Source organism: Aeromonas molluscorum (assembly GCF_051376105.1).
GTDB classification, from domain to species: domain Bacteria; phylum Pseudomonadota; class Gammaproteobacteria; order Enterobacterales; family Aeromonadaceae; genus Aeromonas; species Aeromonas molluscorum.
Genome location: NZ_JBPQCY010000001.1, coordinates 1092831 through 1111673, shown reverse-complemented (window position 1 = coordinate 1111673; position 18843 = coordinate 1092831). Strand labels below are relative to the sequence as shown.

Here is an 18843-nt window from a genome sequence, read left to right as displayed (position 1 = left end):
GGATAAAAAAAGGCGGCCGCGCAGACCGCCAAACAGAGTGACAACATTACCTTTGCGGTGTCCGGTAGCGCACCTGCTGCTGGTCGAGTATCGCCAGTTGGCCGGGCAACCGGGCACAGAAGTGCGCCCAATCCTTGTCACTCGGCAGACTCCAGGCGACTTCCGCCGTGGCCAGCATGCGTGGGAACAGCATATAGTCGAGTCGGTCACGGGTATGGACCAGCTCGGACCACAGGGGACTCAGTACCCCCAGGATGTTATCGTTGGCATGGAAATCGGCTGGGGCAGGGTCACAGGAGTAGACCTGCTCCAGATTGGGTGTGCCTGCCCAGTAGAGGCCAGGTTCGTCAATGTTGTCGTTGCAGGCGAGATCCAGATAGAGGTACTGGGCGGCGGCCATCAGCACAGGATAACCCTGACTGGCGGCGTCCAAACCCGCCTGGAAGCTGGTCCAGGCGCAGATGATGGCCTCTTTGCCAACCTTGTCCCCTTGCAACACCTCCTCCCAGCCCACCATCTGCCGCCCCTTGGCCGCGAGATAGTCCTGGCAGTGGCGCAGCAGGTGACCCTGCAATTCTCGGATGTCCCGATAGCCCTGCTGCTGCATCAGCGCCTGACAGGCCGGGCTGTCGGTCCAGACCCCGTGGGGCACTTCATCGCCCCCCATGTGCACCAGTGTGCTCGGGAACAGCTCGCACACCTCATCCATTACCTGATTGAGGAACTGATAGGTGCCGGGCAGCGTCGGGTTGAGCACGTTGTCGTCAAAAAATTGCACCGACAGATAGCGGGAGTGATCTCCCGGCTCGACGAGCAGGTCGGGCAGCGCCTTGATGGCGGCATGACAGTGACCGGGGATGTCGATCTCCGGGATCACCTCGATGCCGAGGTTCGCTGCGTATTGAACCAGATCGCGGGCCTCGGCCTGGCTGTAGAAACCGCCGTAGCGCGCCGCGCCGCCACTGAGTTGGGGGCCGACGGCCAAGCCATGGCCACGCCAGGCGCCCACCTCGGTCAGGGCCGGGAAGGCCTTGATTTCGAGGCGCCAGCCCTCGTCATCGGTCAGATGCCAGTGGAAGCGGTTGAACTTGTAGAGACTCATCTGCTTGAGCAGGCGCTTGAGGCTCGCCATCGACTGGAAGTGACGGCCACAATCGAGATGAATGACCCTCAGATTAAAGCGCGGCTCATCCTCGATCTCGATGCAGGGCAGGCTCTCGCCATGCTGCAGATACCATTGAGCCAGACTGACCAGGCCATGACGCCAGCCCGCAGTCCCAGCGGCGGCAATCTCGACCCCTTGAGGCGTGATGTGCAAGCGATAGGCTTCATCGGCCAGGCTGGCGTGCAGCAGGGTTATCTCGGCGTCGTGATCCTGCTCCAGGGCCAGGGAGGTCAGTTCGTTGAAATGGCCAAGCAAGACCGTGAGATTGCCCGGCCCCTTGACATGGGCACGCTCGGCGAGACGAAAGTAGCTGCCCTCAACGCGCACCAGGCGGCGGGGCTGGGGCACTATGCCGTGCTCGCTGTCGACCTCGGCCAGTTCCGGCTGCGTGGCGGCGGGGGATTCGAGGCCAAGCTCCTGGCTGGCCACTGTGACGGGGATGATCTGCGGGCCATCCTGGGATTCGGGCAGACTGAGGAAGAAACCCTGCGGCATGTCGGTGAGGTGTTTGAATGCCGTCTTGCGACAGCACAGTGCCAGCTGCCGACTCCCCGCGTGGGGGGCTATCACCTTGTAAGTGCCGCTCTGGTGGATGAGTTCTCCCCCCTGCAAGCTGCTGGCGTCTACCTGACGACCGAGGCAGAAGTGCAGCTGCCAGGGTTCGCTCGGCAGCCTGTCCAGGGTCAACAAGATCCAGATGTCCTCATCATCGCGGCGTTCGACGGCAATGGTGATCAGGGGTGTAGACATGGCAGTTCCTTCCGTTTCGCAAAGAGGATGGCGCCTTCCAGGGCGTCCGCCTGCGGGGTGACAAGGGGAAGGTGGCCGAGGCGAGGGCGCAGCCGCTCCCCTATGCCACCGAGCAGGGCGACCTGACTGGCACCTTGTGCCAGCATGCCGCCAATCAGGGTCTCGAGCTGATCCCGGGTTTCACTCAGCAGGGCCTGGGCGAGGGAGTCCTCGTCCGTTGCCGCATCGAATACCCAGGGGGCGAAGCGGCCATAGTCGGCCGGTATCGCCTGGGCCGCCCAACGAACCAGCGCCGCCTGATCCCGTCCGAAGTGGTCGAGCAGGCGCACCGCCAGCAGACTGGGGGCCAGAATGCCATCGTGGCAGAGCAGGGATTGCTGGATGGCCCGCAGGCCCAGCCAGGCACCGCTGCCCAGATCCGATATGGGGAAACCGCGCCCCGAGCAGGTGCGAATGCGGCCTCCCTGGAAAATGAGTCCGACCGAGCCGGTGCCGGCGATGAGGATGGCCCCCTCGCCGCCCCCAAAGGCGCCCAGACAAGCGCCAAAGGCATCCGATATCAGCCTGGTCTCGGCAAAGGGCAGGGGTTGGGCCAGGAAGTCGCGATAGCAGCTCTCAAGCTCGGCGGAGGCCAGCGCCAATCCGGCGCTCATCCGGGCCAGGGCCGAGTCCGGCAGCTGGGCCGCCGTCATGGCATCACGCACCGCTCCCAGCACATGGCGCTGGGCCAGATCGATACCGAGTTCCAGATTGGAGCCGGGAGCACGGCCCTCACCGAGCAGCTCGCCTTTCTGGTTTCGAATGCGAGCCCGGGTATGGGTGCCGCCGCCATCGACGCCGACCCAGTAGGCGATGTTGTCGGGCAACGCAGGGTGCTTAGTCATGGCGAGCCTCCTGCCAGCAGATCGCCAGGGCAAACCAGGCGCCGTGGGGGATCCACTGTTCGCCCCAGCGCCAGTTCTGATCCAGGCGATCCTTGTATTCATCCGGGATGAAGGCGACCTCGGCCTCATCCTCGAAACCCGAGGTGATGCCGTTGCAGATACCGCCAGGGGCGCTTGGATAGCCCGCCGTGTAGCCCGGGTTCTTGATGCCATGGCCGATGAGCATGCAGGCATCGAAGGGGTTGAGCCCCAGGATCCAGTCCAGTTGCCGTTGGCCGTGGGCGTCGAGGGATGCAGCCAAATCCGGCAGCCGGGCGGCGGCGGCAAAGGCCGCGGCGGCCAGGGATGCCAGCCGGGCGTTCTCCCCCTGCCACCAGTAACCTGATTCATTGTGATGGGGCATGAAGAAGCTGACTCTCGCCGCTTCATTGACCCCTTTCACATACTGGCGGGCGAGGGCGAAGGGGTTGCCGGGACGCCCGGTCAGGGCCAGCTCGGCGAGCAGGGCCTGGCGCACGATGAGCTCGGCCCTGGCGATGCGGTTTGGGTCTGTCTCCAGCGCCAGGTATTCGAGCAGGGCCAGCACCGGCAGACCGGCTTCGGCGGCGTGGTAGTAAGGGCGCGAGCCATCTTGGTTTGCGCTCCAGTAGTGGCCAAGTTCGTCGTGGGGGCGCAAGCGGGCACCGAGCCGCTCGGCCCAGTGGCGGGCCTCGGCCCGCCACTCATCCCCGAAGCTGTGCGTCAGCTCGACGGCGGCCAAGAGGGCGCAATACTCATCAATGATGTTCTCCTGGCCATCATCCAGATAAGCAAGATTGTGCTCGCGCAGGTGCAGGTAACCGCGCCGGGCCGCCTCGCCATACTCGGCTTGTGCGAAGTCACCACTTACAGCAGCGCGGGCGGCGCGGGCAAGGGCGGCGATGGCCAGCCCCCCTCCTTGGCGAAACCCCGCCTGCCAGCTGTCGGACTTGAGTCCCTGTTGCGTGGCATAGGCGCACAGCTCGCGCTGGTTGATGTCCTTGCTCCATTTGTCAAACAGCGTCATGTAGAAGAAGCCGGATTCATCCTGCATGCGGCACAGGAAGTCGGCGCCATGCAACCCCTCATCTTCGAGGCGCTTACCCAGATTGCGGCTGTCGATGTCACTGCGCCTGCCCAGCAGCTCGCGGCTGCGCAGCAGACTCCAGACCACCAAGGGGGTCTGCTGGGGATTGAGGTAGTTGGCGTAGGAGAGGTGGCTTAGGTACTTGCTGACATCGCCGCTGGCGTCATACCAGCCGCCGTGCACGTCACGGCGCAGCTCGCTGCCGAGCAGGGGGGCGGCCCTGTCGGCCTTGTCATATTGGCCGCTGCAACGCTGGCCCTTGAAGTAGTGAATGACGTCAGATAAGCAGTGCTGGGTCAGTAACCGCTCACCCAGCCGAAAGCGCGCTGAGCGCACTATGCCATGGGCCGTGATCACCTCGAGCCGGTAATCGCCGGCCTGGGTGACTGCGCTGAAGTCGATGGCCCAGAAGGCCCGTTGCTGCCAGCCGGGGACGCTGACCTCTTCATTGAGCTGTGCCTCAAACAGGGCAGGGCCGCCGGTCAGCGGCAGCAATCGTGCCAGGCCCCCCTGGATATGACCGGGGCGGGTCTGCAGCAATGCCTGCTTGCGGCCCTGACACTCGTAACCCACCTGATTGACTAGCAGTTCCATCGATACCTCAACATTCGGGGAAGGGCGCAGAGGGGGATGGGCTGCGCAGGCATGAGGTCATCCTCGCTCCGCGACCCTGTCGGCCTCTGTGCCTGACTAAAAAGCGGGGCGGCCCAAGGCCGCCCCGTTTGGGCTTATTCGTGCAGGTAGCAGCGCACGAAGTGATTGTCTGCAAGCCGGGTGACCGGCGGCATGGCTTCCTTGCAGCGGGTCATGACCTGGTTGCAGCGCCCGGCGAAGGGGCAGCCATAGGATTCCGGCGTCCAGAGCGGTATCTCTCCCTTGCGTCCCCCTTCCAGCTCGGCATGGATGCTCTTCTCGGGGTCGGGCACCGCCGAGATGAGCAACTGGGTATAGGGGTGCTGGGGATGGTGCAGTATCTCATCCACCTCACCCCACTCCACCATGTGACCCACGTACATCACCGCCAGGTCTTCCGCCACGTAGCGGGCGGTGGCGATGTCATGGGTGATGTAGAGCATGGAGACGCCGAGCTCGTTCTTCATCTGCTCCATCAGGTTGAGGATGCCGATGCGGATAGATACATCGAGCATGGAGGTGGGTTCGTCGGCGAGCACCACCTCGGCTTCCACCGCCAGGTTGCGGGCGATATTGACCCGTTGGCGCTGGCCGCCGGAGAGCTGGTGAGGGTACTTGGCCGCCGTTGCCTTGGCCGGGGTCAGCCCCACCTTCTCCAGCAGGTTGTGCACCATGTCGGGCAGATCTTTCTTGTCGATCACCTTGCTGTGCAGCAGCAGGGGGCGGGCGATGTGATGGTAGATGGTGTGGGTCGGGTTGAGAGAACCAAACGGGTCTTGCCACACCATCTGTACGCTCTGGCGGTAGTCGAGCAGGGCGGTGCCCTTGTTGAACTCCTCCAGGTCTCGGCCACGGTAGAGAATGCGACCACTGGAGAGCTTGTACATCTTGGCGATGATCTTGGCGATGGTGCTCTTGCCCGAGCCCGACTCACCCACCACGGCCAACGCCCGGCCCTTGTGCAGGTTGAAGGTGATGTCGGAGAGCGCCCGCATCTTGCCACTCTTGATGGCATTGGAGTTGACCGAGAAGTCTTTGTAGAGATGCTCGACCTTGATGATGGGAGCCTGGGTATCGGCGATATGCATGGAAGACTCCTTAACAGCCAGCGGCCTGAGCGAAGATCAAAGGTTCGGATGCCAGCTCGCCATCGGCCAGGCCGTCGGCGTAGAGATGGCAGGCGGCTTGTTGGCCGGGGCGGATTTCGGCCAGGGCGGTGTACTCCTGGCGGCAACGATCGTGCACCTTGGCGCAGCGTGCCTGGAAACGGCAGCCGACGGGCACTTCGAGCAGGTTGAGCGGGGTGCCGGGTATCCCTTCCAACACGGTTTTCGGGCCGTGCAGGGGCGGGAAGGAGTTGCCCAGCCCCCGGGTATAGGGGTGCAGGGGCGCAGTCAGGATCGCCTTGGAAGGGGCGACTTCGATCAACTCTCCGGCGTACATGATGCCGATGCGATCGCAGAACTCGACCATGAGCGAGAGATCGTGAGTGATGAACAGGATGGAGAAGTTGAACTTCTCCTTGAGGGCATAGACCTTCTGCAAGATCTCCCGCTGCACCACCACGTCCAGGGCCGTGGTCGGCTCATCCATGATCAAGAGCTCGGGGTTGAGCGCCATGGCGATGGCGATCACCAGCCGTTGGCGCATGCCGCCCGAGAACTGGTGCGGATAGTCCTTGAGCCGGCTCGGATGGATGTCGACGATGGCGAGCAGCTCCTGGGCACGCTTGATCGCCTCATAGCGAGTCAGACCCGGGTTGTGGGCGATCAGTACGTCGCAGAACTGCTCTTCCATGCGCAACACCGGATTGAGTGCGTTCATGGCGGACTGGAACACCACGCTCGCCTGACGCCAGCGGTAACTGCGCAGCCGCTCGTCGTCAAAATGGAGGATGTTTTCGCCCTTGAACAGGATCTCGCCCCCACTGATATACGCGGGCGGCTTGTGCAGCCGGGCTACCGAGAAGGCGACCGTGGACTTGCCACAGCCGGACTCACCGGCGAGGCCGAACACCTCCCCCGGCATGATGTCAAAGCTGACCGCGTTGACGGCGCGCACGTCGCCGCTCTCGGTGATGTAGTCGACGCACAGCTCGCGCACCGACAGCAGGGGTTGTTGCGATTTCATGCTGTCTTCTCCTGAGCGGTGATGACCGGGGCCGGGACGGCCAGCTGTTTCCAGCGACGCAACCCCTTGTGGGAGCGCAGCTGCGGGTTGGCTATCTCATCAATGGCGAAGTTGAGCAGGGCCAGGCCCGCTCCCAGCGCGGCGATGGCGAAGCAGGGGGCCAGTATTTCCCACCAGGCGCCAACCAGGATGGCACTGGAGGTCTGGGCGTTGTAGAGCATGATGCCCCAGCTGACCACGGTCGGATCGCCCAGCCCCAGGAACTCCAGGGTCGCCTCGGTGACGATGGCGTAGATGATGGAGCCGATGAAGCTCACCCCGATGATGGAGATGAGGTTGGGCAATATCTCCACCAAAATGATGCGCCAGGCCGGCTCACCCAGCACTTCGGCGGCGATGACGAACTCTTTTTCGCGCAGCGCCAGGGTCTGGGCGCGGATGACCCGGGCACCATAGGCCCAGGACGTTAGCCCTATGATGAGGGCGATGACCAGGGGGGAGGCCTCCCCGATGAAGCTCGCCAGCACCAGCAGCAGTGGCAATCCCGGGATCACCAGCATGACGTTCATCAGGAAGGTGAGGCACTCGTCGATGAGACCGCCGAAGTAACCGGCGGTGATGCCGATGCCGATGGCCAGGGCGCAGACCAGCAGACCAGCCCCGAAGCCCACCATCAGCGAGATGCGGGCGCCATTGGTGAACTGGGACCAGATATCGTGGCCCATGCGGGTGCTGCCCATCACGTACTCGGCACTGGGCGGCTGGTGGGGACGGGCAACCCGCTTGGTCGGTTCATTGCTGGCGAGCAGCGGAGCAAACACGGCCATCAACACGAAGGAGACGACGATGGCCAGACCGAAGGCGGCCTTCTTGTTGCCCAGTAAAATCTTGAGGATGGTAGGCATACGCATCTTATTTACCTCCGGTACGAAGACGGGGATCCAGGAAGACGTAGAGCATGTCGGCCAGGAAGTTAAAACTGAGCATGGTGATGGTCATGATGAGCAGCTGCCCCTGAATGAGCGGGTAGTCGCGCGCGAGTATGCCCTGGTACAGGGTCAGGCCCAGGCCCGGGTAGTTGAAGATGACTTCGGTGATGAGGGAGCCGCCGATGACGAAACCCAGTGCCATGGAGAGCGCGGTGACGCTCGGCAAGATGGCATTGCGGGCGCCGTAGTTGAAGATGACCCGTCTGTTGGAGAGCCCCTTGGCCTTGGCCATGGTGATGTAGTCTTCCCCCAAGAGGTTAATCATGTTGTTGCGCATGGTGATGAGGAAGCCCCCCACCTGCACGATGGCCAGGGTGCCGACCGGCATGATGGCGTGCAGCATGATGCTCTTGATGTGTTCCCAGCCAAAGTCAGCCTTGATCTCGGGGCTGTAGGCATAGCCGATGGGCAGCCACTCCAGACTGACCCCGAACAGGAACAGGGCGAGCAGGGAGACCACCACGGGGGGGATGGCCTGCATCACCAGGGTGAGTGGCGAGAGGATGCTGTCCATGCGGCCACCCCGGTACCAGGCGGCGAAGATGCCGACGATGGAGCCGAAGGAGAAGCTGATGATGGTTGAGGTGCCCACCAGGAACAGGGTCCAGCCGATGGCGCGACCCAGTACGTCGGCAACCTGCTGCGGGTAGTAACGCACCGAGGTGCCGAGATCCCAGGTGAAGACGCTCTTCACATAGGTCAGAAATTGAGTGCCAATCGGACCATCTACAAAGCCGAAGGTGGCCTTGAGTGCCTCGAGGGCTGCGGGTTCCATCATGGCGCCGGCCCTGGCAAACATGACGGAGACGGGATCCCCTGGCATGGCTCTGGGTAGCAGGAAGTTAATGGTGGCGGCCACCAGGAAGGCGACCAGATAGAAGGAGAAACGTCTTAGTATAAATCCCATGATGATACCTTTTACTGCAAGTCCGCCCCGCACCGGGCATAGCTACCCCAACCCCGGCAGATCCGGGAGATGAGTAGGCGGCGGGGAAGAAGGCCCCCCGCAGGGGGCCAGGAGGATTTAGCTGTTCGGCTTGAGGGACAGCACGTGCAGCAGACGCTCAGGCGTATCCGGGTGGAGCTGCGGCTTGGCGACCGGGTTGTCGGCGCTGAACCAGCCATGGAAACGCTTGGTGCTGTACTCATACCAGGTCGGGTTGTTGAACACCGGGATGATGGTCTGGTTGGCACCGACCCGTTCCTGAATGGCGAACATGATCTCTTTTTGCTTGGCAGCATCGGCAGTCTGGGTGAAGTCATCGATCAACTTGTCCAGCGCCGGGTCCTTGTAGCGGTTGGCCGCGAAGCGGTTGCCACGCTCACCCATGTTGCGCGAATGGAATGCGGTCTCGAAGTACTTGTGCGGGTTGGCACCGGCAAAGTAACCCTGCAGGGCGACATCGAAGTCACCGGTGACCAGGGCGTCTGTCCAGACGGTCGCTTCCGGGGTGGAGGTCTTGGCGTTCAGACCCAGAGCCTGCAAGCCTTCGACGCCGATCTGGACGGTGTTGACCCAGTCGGTCCAGCCGTTGGGCACCAGTACCTTGAACTCGATCTTCTTACAGGTCGGAGTATCGAGGAACTTGTCGCCGTCACAGTCTTTGTAGCCCGCTTCCTTGAGCAGCGCCTTGGCCCCTTCGACATCAAACTTGCTGTATTTGCCATATTTCTTCTCGACGTCCGGGTTGTCCCAGGACGCGAAGGCCTTGCCCAAACCTGACGGATAGTCGTTGACGGTCGGGTAGCCGTAACCGGCGATGTCCACCATGGACTGGCGATCCATGACCATGGAGAAGGCGCGACGGAAGTTGATGTCGTTGAAGGCTTCGTGGTTGCCCGGGTTTTTGCTCTGGAAGTTGACGTTGAACGCCACTGTGCCGGAGGCCGGGAACCAGTACTTGTTGTTCTTGGGATCGTTGCCGACGTAGAGGCGCTCGATGTCCGGCACAAAGGAGCCGAACCAGTCCACATCGCCCTTCATGACGGCGGCCAGCACCTGGTCATTGGTGGCCATCTGCGGCATGCGGATACAGTCGATGGCGAGGTTGGCATTATCCCAGTAGTGCGGGTTGCGGCACTGGGTATAGAGTTGGGCGGAGAAGTTGTCCACTTCGGTGAAGGGACCGGTGCCGACCGGCTTGTCGTTGGTGAAGGCAACTGGATCCTTGACGGACTTCCACTGGTGCTCAGGCACTATGGGGATCAGCACCAGATCGTTGACCACGTTGGTGTTGACTTCGGTCAGGTCGAACTTGATCTTGTGGTCACCCAGCTTCTCGATGCTCTTGATCTGGGTCCAGATAGAGCGCTCATCCAGCGCCTTGTTGGCTTTGACCAGATTGAAGGAGAAGATGATGTCGTCGGCGGTGAAGGCTTCACCATCGGACCACTTGACCCCGTCGCGCAGGTCGAAGGTGACGGACTTCAGGTCATCGCTGAATGCATAGTTGGTGGCCAGACGATAGACGGGTTTGCCCCCTTGCATATCGTTGAAGATAACCAGTGGCTCATAGATGAAATGACGGGTGGTGTGCAGCAGACCTGCCTGCAGGAAGGGGTTGAAGTTCTTGACCCAGGCGGTCTCCTGCTGGGCGACCATGGTCAGAACAGTCTTGTTCTCGGCGGCCATGGCACTGCTGGTGGCGCCAGCAATCATCAGGGTTCCCAGCATGACTGAGGTAGCTATTTTGGATACTTTGGCAAGCATATGTTTTCCTTTCTTATTGGTCTTCCATATTTTGGAATGGAGCACCGACATCGCATGCTATGCATATCGGCCCTCTGTGTTGGGCAGGTTTTGCACCCTTGTCTTTATCTAATCCAACGCCCCTAGCAAAGCAGAGTTAACAGAAGAACAACAAGGCCTGATTTCGTCGATTTCGTAAAAACCCAGATCCTTTCGTCATTCTCGTCAAATTAAATTTCAAACCCTTTAAAATTATATAGTTACATTTATTTACTCCAAATATAAAGTTAGCGCTCAAATGGGGTGAAAGCCGATTATGTGACCTCGATCGCCCCAGATTTTTCCGTTGCCTTCGAGGCTTTTTTTTACATTTGAAACAAGATGGGAAAGTGCCATTCAGGACGTGATCCCATGCACGTCATCGACCATTTCGCTGAGATTTCCATGAGTCTTTCATCGTGAGGGGACAAGACAGTCGCAGCATGCCTGTTCTGTTCTGTTCTGTTCTGTTCTGTTCTGTTCTGTTCTGTTATGGGCGGGTCGCGGCGCTGGCATTGCCTCGTTCGATGCAGTCTTGCCGGATTGGGTTGCTCGGACGAGCTAATCTCTGGGAGGGCGGCTTGTCACTTCGATGGTGTGCAAGGGATGCAGGGTCTATCTAGTCAGACAAGCGGCAGCCCTGCCGGCGCTTTCATAGGCTGAGCCCCGCCTTATTCGCAGACCCCATTGGCAGAATGGCTGATGGCCCATCCTTGAGATGCAAGGCTTGGATGTTCAGAGCCAGAGCCAATGTTAGTGCCCAGGAGCCTGGCCTCTCCTGACAGCTGAGATGGCGGAGCTCTCTTTGCTGCTCACCGGCAAGGGCGCGGCAGATGGCGGTTCGGACAGCGTGGCTGCGCTTGTGTCCCCAAGAGGGCGCGATAGCTCACTGCCATACCGGCACCGATTTTTCGCCTTTTTTTCGCCCTTGCTTATATGAGGGCTGCCTGATGGGTCGGCTTGTACGCCTTGTCATCGTGCTCTGGCAGCGTAACCCCCTGGGGCCTATTCGCTCGGCTCTGCCCTGATAGCTGAAAAGGCAAAGGGAGCTTAGCATCGCAAGTCCTGTTCGCCTGGCCTGCCGAGTCCGGCAGCAATCAAGCTCGCAGCGGGCAGGCCTGTTGGCGCACGGAGTGACCTGGATAGGGCGCTTGGCTCAAGGGATGGGGGAAATAGAAACGGGCCCCGCAGGGCCCGTGTTGTCAAGACTCAAATGGCCGTTAGGCGTTAGGTTTGAGGGCGAGCACGTGCAGCAGGCGCTCAGGGGTGTTGCTGTGTACCTGGGGCTTGGCGACCGGGTTGTCGGCGTTGAACCAGCCATGGAAGCGCTTGGTGTTGTACTCATACCAGGTTGGGTTGTTGTAGACAGGGATGATGGTCTGGTTGGCACCGACTCGCTCCTGGATCTCGTTCATGAGCACTTTTTGCTTGGCCAGATCGGCGGTCTGGCTGAAGCCGTCAATCAGCTTGTCCAGTGCGGGATCCTTGTAGCGGGGGGCCGCGAAGCGGTTACCGCGTTCACCCATATTCCGGGAATGGAAGGCGGTCTCGAAGTAGTTCTGCGGGTTGGCACCGGTCAGGTAGCCTTGCAGGGCAACATCGAAATCACCCGTGACCAGATTGTCGGTCCAGACTGCTGCTTCTGGGGTGGAGGTCTTGGCATCGATCCCCAGGGCCTTGAGCCCCTCTACCCCGATCTGGACTGTGTTGACCCAGTCGGTCCAGCCGTTCGGCACTATGATCTTGAACGCAATCTTCTTGCAGCTCGGGGTATCGAGGAATTTGTCGCCGTCACAGTCCTTGTAGCCAGCTTCCTTGAGCAGTGCCTGAGCGGCCGCCATGTCGAACTTGTTGAACTTGCCAAACTTCTGATCGACATCCGGGTTGTTCCAGCTGTCGAACAGCTTGCCAAGGCCGGACGGATATTCGTTGATGGTGGGATAACCGTAGCCGGCGATGTCCACCATGGATTGTCTGTCCATCGCCATGGAGAAGGCACGGCGGAAGTTGACATCGTTGAAGGCTTCGTGATTACCCGGGTTCTTGGTCTGGAAGTTGACGTTGAAGGCCACTGTGCCCGAGGCGGGGAACCAGTACTTGTTGTGCTTGGGATCGTTGCCGACATAGAGGCGCTCTATGTCCGGCACGAAGGAGCCGAACCAGTCCACATCGCCCTTCATGACGGCGGCCAGCACCTGATCATTGGTGGCCATCTGCGGCATGCGGATGCAGTCGATGGCGAGATTGGCATTATCCCAGTAGTGCGGGTTGCGGCACTGGGTATAGAGCTGGGCGGAGAAGTTGTCGACCTGAGTGAAGGGGCCTGTCCCGACGGGCTGATCGTTGGTGAAGGAGACGGGGTCCTTGACCGATTTCCACTGATGCTCAGGTACCAGCGGCACCAGCGCTATCTGGTTAACCACGCCGGTATTGACGCCAGCCAGCTCGAATTTGACCTTGTATTGGTCCAGCTTCTCGACCCCGGTGATCTGGGTCCAGATAGCCCGTTCGTCCAGTGCCTTGTGAGCCTTGACCAGATTGAAGGAGAAGATGACGTCATCGGCATCGAAGCCTTCGCCATCGGACCATTTGACTCCCTGACGCAGATCGAAAGTGACCGATTTCAGGTCTTTGCCAAATTCATAGTGGGTAGCGAGCCGGTACTCGGGTCTGCCTCCCTGCAATTCGTTGAAAATAACCAGGGGCTCATAGATGAACTCCTTGGTGGTGTGCAGCAGACCGGCCTGCAGGAAGGGGTTGAAGTTTTTAACCCAAGCTGTTTCCTGTTGGGCGACCAGGGTAAGCACAGTTTTGTTGTCGGCGGCATTGGCGGCCCCGGCAGAGAGCATCAGGCTCCCCAGCATGCAGGCGGCGGCGACCCGGGATACTTTGGCAAGCATATTGTTTCCTTGTTATATGGACGTCCCTGTTGATCTTGTTGAGGGGCGCATCGCTGGCGCTCAACCTCATGTCTGGGTCTGTATGACCCCCCTTAGCTAAGCAGGTTTAACAAGAAATAAACATTTAATCCTTACGTTGATATCGTAAAAATCCCCGCCCCGACGTTGAAAACGTCAATACCCTGGATTAATGATTTAAAATCATGCAATTAAGTTATTTGCGTTCGCGCAAAAAGTACTAATAAAACCCTTTCTTTGACGATAATGTGACGAAGATCTGGTCGGTTTTTATCCTCTATTTGAGTTCTTTGTTCTCTTGAAGAAAAAACCTGATGCGGTAGTTGGGCTTCTCTCCTTCAGCGGGGAGGGCCGGGTAGAAAAATGCCGTCGCCAGCCTCTGGCCTGGAGGCTCGGCCCCTGACTGGGGGAGGCCCATGAGTGGGGATTAACCTGGGCACTGACTTCCGGCGCTGACCCGGGATCGCCTATCGACGAGGTGCCTTCAGGCGGGGGGCGCAGCCAGGCCCACTCTGACCCGAGACATCTCGCCTGCGCTGATCTATGGCTGAGGCTGGTGATGTGCATCTGGCGTGATGGACGCTGCAAATGGACCCGTGCTGTTGACAGAGAAGGAGCTTGGAAGAGGGGGAAAGGGGAAAAGTGCTGCCAGGATGAAAGTCATCGGCTGCCAGGGGAGATATAGCCACTCATGGCGGCCAGAGGCAATGCAAAAAAGTGTCAATAGCGAGGGGGCAACCAGCCAGCCCCGGACTCGGTGTTGCGAAGCTGGGGCAATAGATGGGCAGTGCCATGCCGGCTTGCACTGACGCAGGCATTGAGAGGCGTGCTCAGCCCTTCAATGCCTGCATCACCGGGCACCGCGAAGTGCCTGCTCAGTGCCCGCTGGGCTACCAGAACCTGAGGGTCAGCTCTTGCGGTTGGCGAGCTGGCGCAGCAGCTGGGCGCTCTGGTGCAGGCTCTGCTGCTGGGCCTCGCTCAGGGGGCACTGCTTGATCACATACTCGGCTGTGGCGACCACCGTCTTCCAGCGCGGCGCCTTGGGCAAGGTATCCAGGCTCAAATACTTGTCCAGCGTGCGGGTCTGGGGGCTGGACCTGTCCATGTAGACTCGCCACAGCTTGCTCTTCTCCGCCAACACTATCTTGCCCTTGCCGGTGCTGTGCTGCCAGGCATCGAGGGAGAGGCGCATGGTGTCGACCAGGGCGTGGCGCAGGGGGTCATCATCTTGCTGGCGGATCAGATTGTCGGCCAGGGAGCGGAACTCGCCACCGAGCCGACTCAGCTCCCCGAGCAGGTGCTCATCTTCGATGATGGCTTGGCGTGACAGGCTCTTGAGGGCATTTTCCAGGGCCGCGACTCTGTGTTCGTCCGGCGCGCTCTGGCTGCAGATGAGGGCGTAGGCCAGACAATCGTTGAGCTGGATAGGCAGGGCGCGCACCAGGGTGAGTTCACTCTGGCCCGCCACGCAAAACTGCAGGCTCTGCTCGCCATGGTTGGCCATATCCGGCCACTGGCTATGCAGGGGCTGGCTCAGCCACTCGTCGAGGGCCTGGCCCTCCATGGCCTCCGGCTCCTGACCGAGGCGGGTGGCCAGGGCGCGGCTGGCAAAGAGCACTCTGCCCTGTTGGTCGATGAACACCATGGCATCTCCCCCCTCGCTGATGAGGGCGAGCAGGCGTTGCTGATCCTGACGCAGGCTCTCCTGCAGATTCAGTCTGTGCTCTATCTCCTGTTTGAGCAGTCGGTTTTCAACCAGGGTGGCACGGCCTTGCTTGGCTTCGAGCAGCGCTCGTACCCGGGCGAACAGCTCTTCCTTGCAGAACGGCTTGACCAGATAGTCGTTGGCCCCCGCATTGAAGCCCTCTTCGATATCCTTGGGCTGGTTGAGGGCCGTGAGCAGCAGCACCGGCAATTGATCCTTGGGGCTCTTCTCGCGCAAACGGCGACAGACATCGAACCCTGACAGGGTTGGCATCATCACATCGAGCAGCACCAGATCCACCGGCTCGGTGGCGAGTTTGGCCAGGGCATCATGGCCATCGCTGCTCGGCAGTATCCGATAGCCACAAGGTTGCAGCAGGTGGCGCAAGATGTGCAGGTTGATGGGTTCGTCATCCACGACCAGCAACAGAGGCGCATCCGGTGGCGGCGGGGGCAGATCCTCACTCTCCCATTCGGGCAGATTCAGGGGGACATGGCGCACCAGCGCATGATCTTTGGGGCGCAGTTCGCTCGGGCCGGGCAGGGCATTGTGATGAGAGAGCGGCAGGCTGAAGCAGAAAGTGGAGCCGACGCTCGGCTCGCTCTGCACCGTAAGCCGGCCGCCCATCAGCTCGATCAGCTGGCGGGTGATGGAGAGCCCCAGCCCAGCCCCCTGCTTGCCCGCTTCATGACTCATCTGCACCAGGGGCTCAAAGATGTGCTCCAGATTCTCTTGCGCGATGCCGATGCCGGTATCCGTGACCTTGATCCAGAGGAAGTGTTCATCCTGGCTGGCACTGAGCACGACTTTTCCCTGAGGGGTGTATTTGATGGCGTTGCCGACCAGGTTGTAGAGCACCTGTTCGAGCCGTTGCTCGTCTGCAAGCACGGGAGGGAGTTCCTGTGGCGTGATGTCGACCAGGGTCAGCGGCTTGGCCTGTACCAGATGCTGGCAGAGATCCAGCACCAGGCGCACCACGCCCTTGGCGTTGACGGACTGGGAGTGGATCTCCAGCTGGCCGTAGCGCATCTGATGGTAATCGAGCAGATCATCCACCAGTCGCGCCAGGCCATCGGCACTCTTGATGATGAGCCCAAGCTGTTGTTGCTGACCCTCGGTCAACTGCTGCTGACCGGCCAGCATGGCTTCCGCCATCCCCTTGATGCCATGGATGGGGGTGCGCAGTTCGTGGGAGGTGTTGGCGAGCAGTTCATCTTTGAGTTTGTCGGCCTGCTGCAGGCTGAGGTTCTGCTTGTGGGTCAGCTTGACCTGCTGTTGCAGCTCCTGAGTCTGGCGTTCAATCAAGTCAATCTTGTCCTTCACCGAGCGCTGCATATGGCGAAACGCCTGGGCGAGGCGGTCTATGTCATCTTCGGTGCGAGGAATGGCGATGGGGTGATCCAGGGCGCCATCCGCCACCTGTTCGGCGGCGGCAGTGAGGGATCGCAGCGGCGCCGTGATGGAGTTGGACAGCCAGCGGGAGAAGAGAATGAGCAACACCAGGGATCCGAGCCCGAGCAGCACAGAGAGCGTCTCCAGCTTGCGGATGGGGTCATAGGCTTCCCGGGTCGATATCTCGGCGATAAAGGCCCACTCGGTATCGTACACCTTGACCTGGGTGTAGGCGGCCAGCACCTCGTCCCGTTGATAGGATTCGAAGAGCCCGACGCCCTGCTCACCGGAGAGCGCCTTGAGGATAAGGGGGGTCTCCAGGGGGCGGAAATCGGGGGAGAAGCTCTTCTCGACGCTGAACTCCGGTGCCAGCCAGGCATTGGCCCGCATCCGTTTGTCCGGGCCTATGAGGATGGTTTCGCCGGTTTCCCCCAGCCCTTCACGCTCCCCCATGATCTCGTTGAGCTTGTCCGGACGCAGTTCGAAGACAACCACACCGCGCACATAGTCGTACTGCATCACGGGAGCCGCCAGGTAAGCGACCACTTCACCGGTCAGCTCGTTGCGGCTAAAGTCGGTGAACTCGAAAATCGTCTGGGGTGATTCACCGCTGTCCAGTCGGCGCTTGATGCGGGTGAAGGTGTCACCCAAGCCGCTCGACTGGTAGGGGCCGGAGAGCAAATTGGTCGCGAAGTTGGCTCGCTTGGTGACCGAATAGACGACATCCCCATTGATGTCGATGAGGAAGATGTCGCTGTAGTTGGACTTGCGCACCATGTCGGCATAGCCGCGATGAAACCGCTGATGGACTCGGCCGTACATCTCGTCCGCCAGAATAAGGGCGCTGATGGAGGGCTCTATGTCACTGTTTTGGGGATCGGGTTTACGCAGTTGATCCCAGGAGCCGGTGATGTAGCGATTATGGGCCCGCAGGCGCGCCTCCTGAGGGGTAGTGCCCAATTTTTCGAAGGCCCCGGTGAAGCCATAGAAGCGGCCGATACTGTTACCGGCAAAATCCTGCTGGGAGAAGCCCAGCACCTGAGCCTTGAGGTTGGCGAAATAGTCTTCCAGCTGGTTTTTCTTGATGTTGCGAACCGAGACCAGATGGTTCGAGGTCTGGGCGGTGAGATCCTTGCCGTGGGTGTGAAGGAAGAAGAGGGCGACCACCAGAAAGGGCACCATGCCCAGCATGAAAAACGCGAGCATCAGTTGTGTTTTGAGTCCGCGCGCCTTGAAGATCCATTTCATCGTATGAGGTTCTATTGAGAATCCAATTAGTAACTTGGTCAGTTTCGGGCCAAAGGCGTTGTATTTCAATGGCTTTATCCTAAATTCGCCTGCCGGGTCACAGCGGGACGTGCTTTTTTTACCCAAAGCGAATAAAGCCTGAGCAAACAGTCGTGCTCCTGGCCTTGAGGCGTAAAAAAGGGTTGTGCTGCCTGCGGGGGTACGTATAATGCGGCTCGTTGTCAGGCAAGACCGGACAGCATGAGTTCAGGCGGGAATAGCTCAGTTGGTAGAGCACGACCTTGCCAAGGTCGGGGTCGCGAGTTCGAGTCTCGTTTCCCGCTCCAAATTATCCCATCGACACCAACGATGAGATGTCAGTAAAAAATTCATGTATTGACCCTGTGGCGCGTTAGCAAAGCGGTTATGCAGCGGATTGCAAATCCGTTTAGTCCGGTTCGACTCCGGAACGTGCCTCCATTACTTCCCTCGTTTACCCCTGTTCCAACGCCGAGTCACATCGCTGTGACAACCACTGCGTATCCAGATATCTCCTCAATTCGACCATATCTTGCCGTTGCATGGGCGAACCCTGCGTCCTGATTTCATCCAGATCTGCCATGCGTTGCCTGAGCAAACCACACTGCCACAGACTAGCAGTGGGTACCCCCTTGTCATCGAAGGCGATTCTGTCATTGATATTGCTGCGCCACTCCTGCCATTCGTTTTGGGCGAACAGGCCGAGCAGGCCTATGAGCATCAGGTTGCCAATCTTCATTCTTCATCCCTCCTCTCGCGTCTGCTTTAACTCTGGTCAAGGGTTGCCGCTTGGGCAAATATTGTTGTCGCTTAGTTAAAAAACGTAATTTAATTTCATTAACACCATTGAATACGGAGTTGTGTGACCGCATGAGGATAAATGGTGTAGTAATTCAACAGTTCGTGGCGTAAGCTTCGTTTAGTGGTCTTACCAGTGAGGCGTTCAATCATGTTTCATCCCTTCTCCCTGACTCGCATCATCCTGCGTCGCACCCTGGTGCTCCTGGCTGGCGTGCTGGCGTTTCCCATCATGTTGTTTCGCCGCGATCGCGCGCGTTTTTACAGCTATCTGCACAGAGTCTGGAGCAAGACCAGTACCAAACCGGTCTGGCTGAAGATGAGTGAACGGGGCGATCGTATCTTCTACTGATGGGATAACTCCTCGGCAAGAAAAAAAA

Annotated in this window: 12 protein-coding genes and 2 tRNA genes; 3 read left to right on the top strand and 11 right to left on the bottom strand. The window is 59.9% G+C overall.

All coding sequences use genetic code 11. From position 1 onward, the window contains the following. Window positions 1-46 precede the first annotated feature (46 nt). From ACSMDR_RS05230 to ACSMDR_RS05185, 10 genes are all read right to left on the bottom strand, one after another. Window positions 47-1915, bottom strand: coding sequence for a beta-N-acetylhexosaminidase (locus ACSMDR_RS05230; RefSeq protein ID WP_436467461.1), 1869 nt, complete (start codon window positions 1913-1915; stop codon window positions 47-49). Next, on the bottom strand, window positions 1900-2799 hold the full coding sequence (locus ACSMDR_RS05225; protein ID WP_436467459.1) for a glucosamine kinase nucleotide-binding domain-containing protein: 900 nt from the start codon (window positions 2797-2799) through the stop codon (window positions 1900-1902). The genes ACSMDR_RS05230 and ACSMDR_RS05225 overlap by 16 nt, the downstream gene beginning before the upstream one ends. Further along, window positions 2792-4498 (bottom strand): glycoside hydrolase family 9 protein, encoded by a 1707-nt coding sequence (locus tag ACSMDR_RS05220; protein WP_436467457.1) that lies wholly within the window; start codon window positions 4496-4498, stop codon window positions 2792-2794. The genes ACSMDR_RS05225 and ACSMDR_RS05220 overlap by 8 nt, the downstream gene beginning before the upstream one ends. A gap of 134 nt (window positions 4499-4632) precedes the next feature. Next, window positions 4633-5625, bottom strand: a complete 993-nt coding sequence (locus ACSMDR_RS05215) for an ABC transporter ATP-binding protein (protein ID WP_005899102.1) — start codon at window positions 5623-5625, stop codon at window positions 4633-4635. Window positions 5626-5635: 10 nt separating this feature from the next. Then, on the bottom strand, window positions 5636-6667 hold the full coding sequence (locus ACSMDR_RS05210; RefSeq protein WP_436467454.1) for an ABC transporter ATP-binding protein: 1032 nt from the start codon (window positions 6665-6667) through the stop codon (window positions 5636-5638). Then, a complete protein-coding gene (locus tag ACSMDR_RS05205; protein WP_436467452.1) occupies window positions 6664-7578 on the bottom strand; it encodes an ABC transporter permease in 915 nt (304 codons plus the stop codon). Before ACSMDR_RS05205 ends, ACSMDR_RS05210 begins: the two co-directional genes overlap by 4 nt. A gap of 1 nt (window position 7579) precedes the next feature. After that, a complete protein-coding gene (locus tag ACSMDR_RS05200) occupies window positions 7580-8563 on the bottom strand; it encodes an ABC transporter permease (RefSeq protein ID WP_436467450.1) in 984 nt (327 codons plus the stop codon). A 117-nt stretch (window positions 8564-8680) separates the two neighbouring features. Beyond that, a complete protein-coding gene (locus ACSMDR_RS05195) occupies window positions 8681-10366 on the bottom strand; it encodes an ABC transporter substrate-binding protein (RefSeq protein WP_005902491.1) in 1686 nt (561 codons plus the stop codon). 1238 nt (window positions 10367-11604) lie between these two features. Continuing rightward, complete coding sequence (locus tag ACSMDR_RS05190) at window positions 11605-13284, bottom strand: ABC transporter substrate-binding protein (protein WP_436467447.1); 1680 nt, start codon at window positions 13282-13284, stop codon at window positions 11605-11607. A gap of 925 nt (window positions 13285-14209) precedes the next feature. Continuing rightward, complete coding sequence (locus tag ACSMDR_RS05185) at window positions 14210-17647, bottom strand: ATP-binding protein (protein WP_436467444.1); 3438 nt, start codon at window positions 17645-17647, stop codon at window positions 14210-14212. Between the two features lie 250 nt (window positions 17648-17897). On the opposite strand from ACSMDR_RS05185, the gene ACSMDR_RS05180 reads away from it, so the two are divergent. Both ACSMDR_RS05180 and ACSMDR_RS05175 read left to right on the top strand, forming a co-directional pair. Then, a tRNA-Gly gene (locus tag ACSMDR_RS05180) sits at window positions 17898-17973 on the top strand. 59 nt (window positions 17974-18032) lie between these two features. Beyond that, a tRNA-Cys gene (locus tag ACSMDR_RS05175) sits at window positions 18033-18106 on the top strand. A 13-nt stretch (window positions 18107-18119) separates the two neighbouring features. Here the strand turns inward: ACSMDR_RS05175 and ACSMDR_RS05170 are convergent. Further along, window positions 18120-18404: a hypothetical protein gene (locus tag ACSMDR_RS05170; RefSeq protein WP_436467442.1), complete on the bottom strand. Its 285-nt coding sequence runs from the start codon at window positions 18402-18404 to the stop codon at window positions 18120-18122. Window positions 18405-18614: 210 nt separating this feature from the next. Here ACSMDR_RS05170 and ACSMDR_RS05165 point away from each other — a divergent pair, with 210 nt between their 5' ends. Continuing rightward, a complete protein-coding gene (locus tag ACSMDR_RS05165; protein WP_005902496.1) occupies window positions 18615-18815 on the top strand; it encodes a YbfA family protein in 201 nt (66 codons plus the stop codon). The last annotated feature ends 28 nt before the right edge of the window (window positions 18816-18843 follow it).

What these genes read in the sequence shown, in the direction of transcription:
- ACSMDR_RS05195 (WP_005902491.1), bottom strand. Translation starts at nt 10,366, where the DNA reads ATGCTTGCCAAAGTATCCAAAATAGCTACCTCAGTCATGCTGGGAACC.
- ACSMDR_RS05210 (WP_436467454.1), bottom strand. Translation starts at nt 6,667, where the DNA reads ATGAAATCGCAACAACCCCTGCTGTCGGTGCGCGAGCTGTGCGTCGAC.
- ACSMDR_RS05165 (WP_005902496.1), top strand. Translation starts at nt 18,615, where the DNA reads ATGTTTCATCCCTTCTCCCTGACTCGCATCATCCTGCGTCGCACCCTG.
- ACSMDR_RS05205 (WP_436467452.1), bottom strand. Translation starts at nt 7,578, where the DNA reads ATGCGTATGCCTACCATCCTCAAGATTTTACTGGGCAACAAGAAGGCC.
- ACSMDR_RS05230 (WP_436467461.1), bottom strand. Translation starts at nt 1,915, where the DNA reads ATGTCTACACCCCTGATCACCATTGCCGTCGAACGCCGCGATGATGAG.
- ACSMDR_RS05185 (WP_436467444.1), bottom strand. Translation starts at nt 17,647, where the DNA reads ATGAAATGGATCTTCAAGGCGCGCGGACTCAAAACACAACTGATGCTC.
- ACSMDR_RS05190 (WP_436467447.1), bottom strand. Translation starts at nt 13,284, where the DNA reads ATGCTTGCCAAAGTATCCCGGGTCGCCGCCGCCTGCATGCTGGGGAGC.
- ACSMDR_RS05225 (WP_436467459.1), bottom strand. Translation starts at nt 2,799, where the DNA reads ATGACTAAGCACCCTGCGTTGCCCGACAACATCGCCTACTGGGTCGGC.
- ACSMDR_RS05215 (WP_005899102.1), bottom strand. Translation starts at nt 5,625, where the DNA reads ATGCATATCGCCGATACCCAGGCTCCCATCATCAAGGTCGAGCATCTC.
- ACSMDR_RS05220 (WP_436467457.1), bottom strand. Translation starts at nt 4,498, where the DNA reads ATGGAACTGCTAGTCAATCAGGTGGGTTACGAGTGTCAGGGCCGCAAG.
- ACSMDR_RS05200 (WP_436467450.1), bottom strand. Translation starts at nt 8,563, where the DNA reads ATGGGATTTATACTAAGACGTTTCTCCTTCTATCTGGTCGCCTTCCTG.
- ACSMDR_RS05170 (WP_436467442.1), bottom strand. Translation starts at nt 18,404, where the DNA reads ATGAAGATTGGCAACCTGATGCTCATAGGCCTGCTCGGCCTGTTCGCC.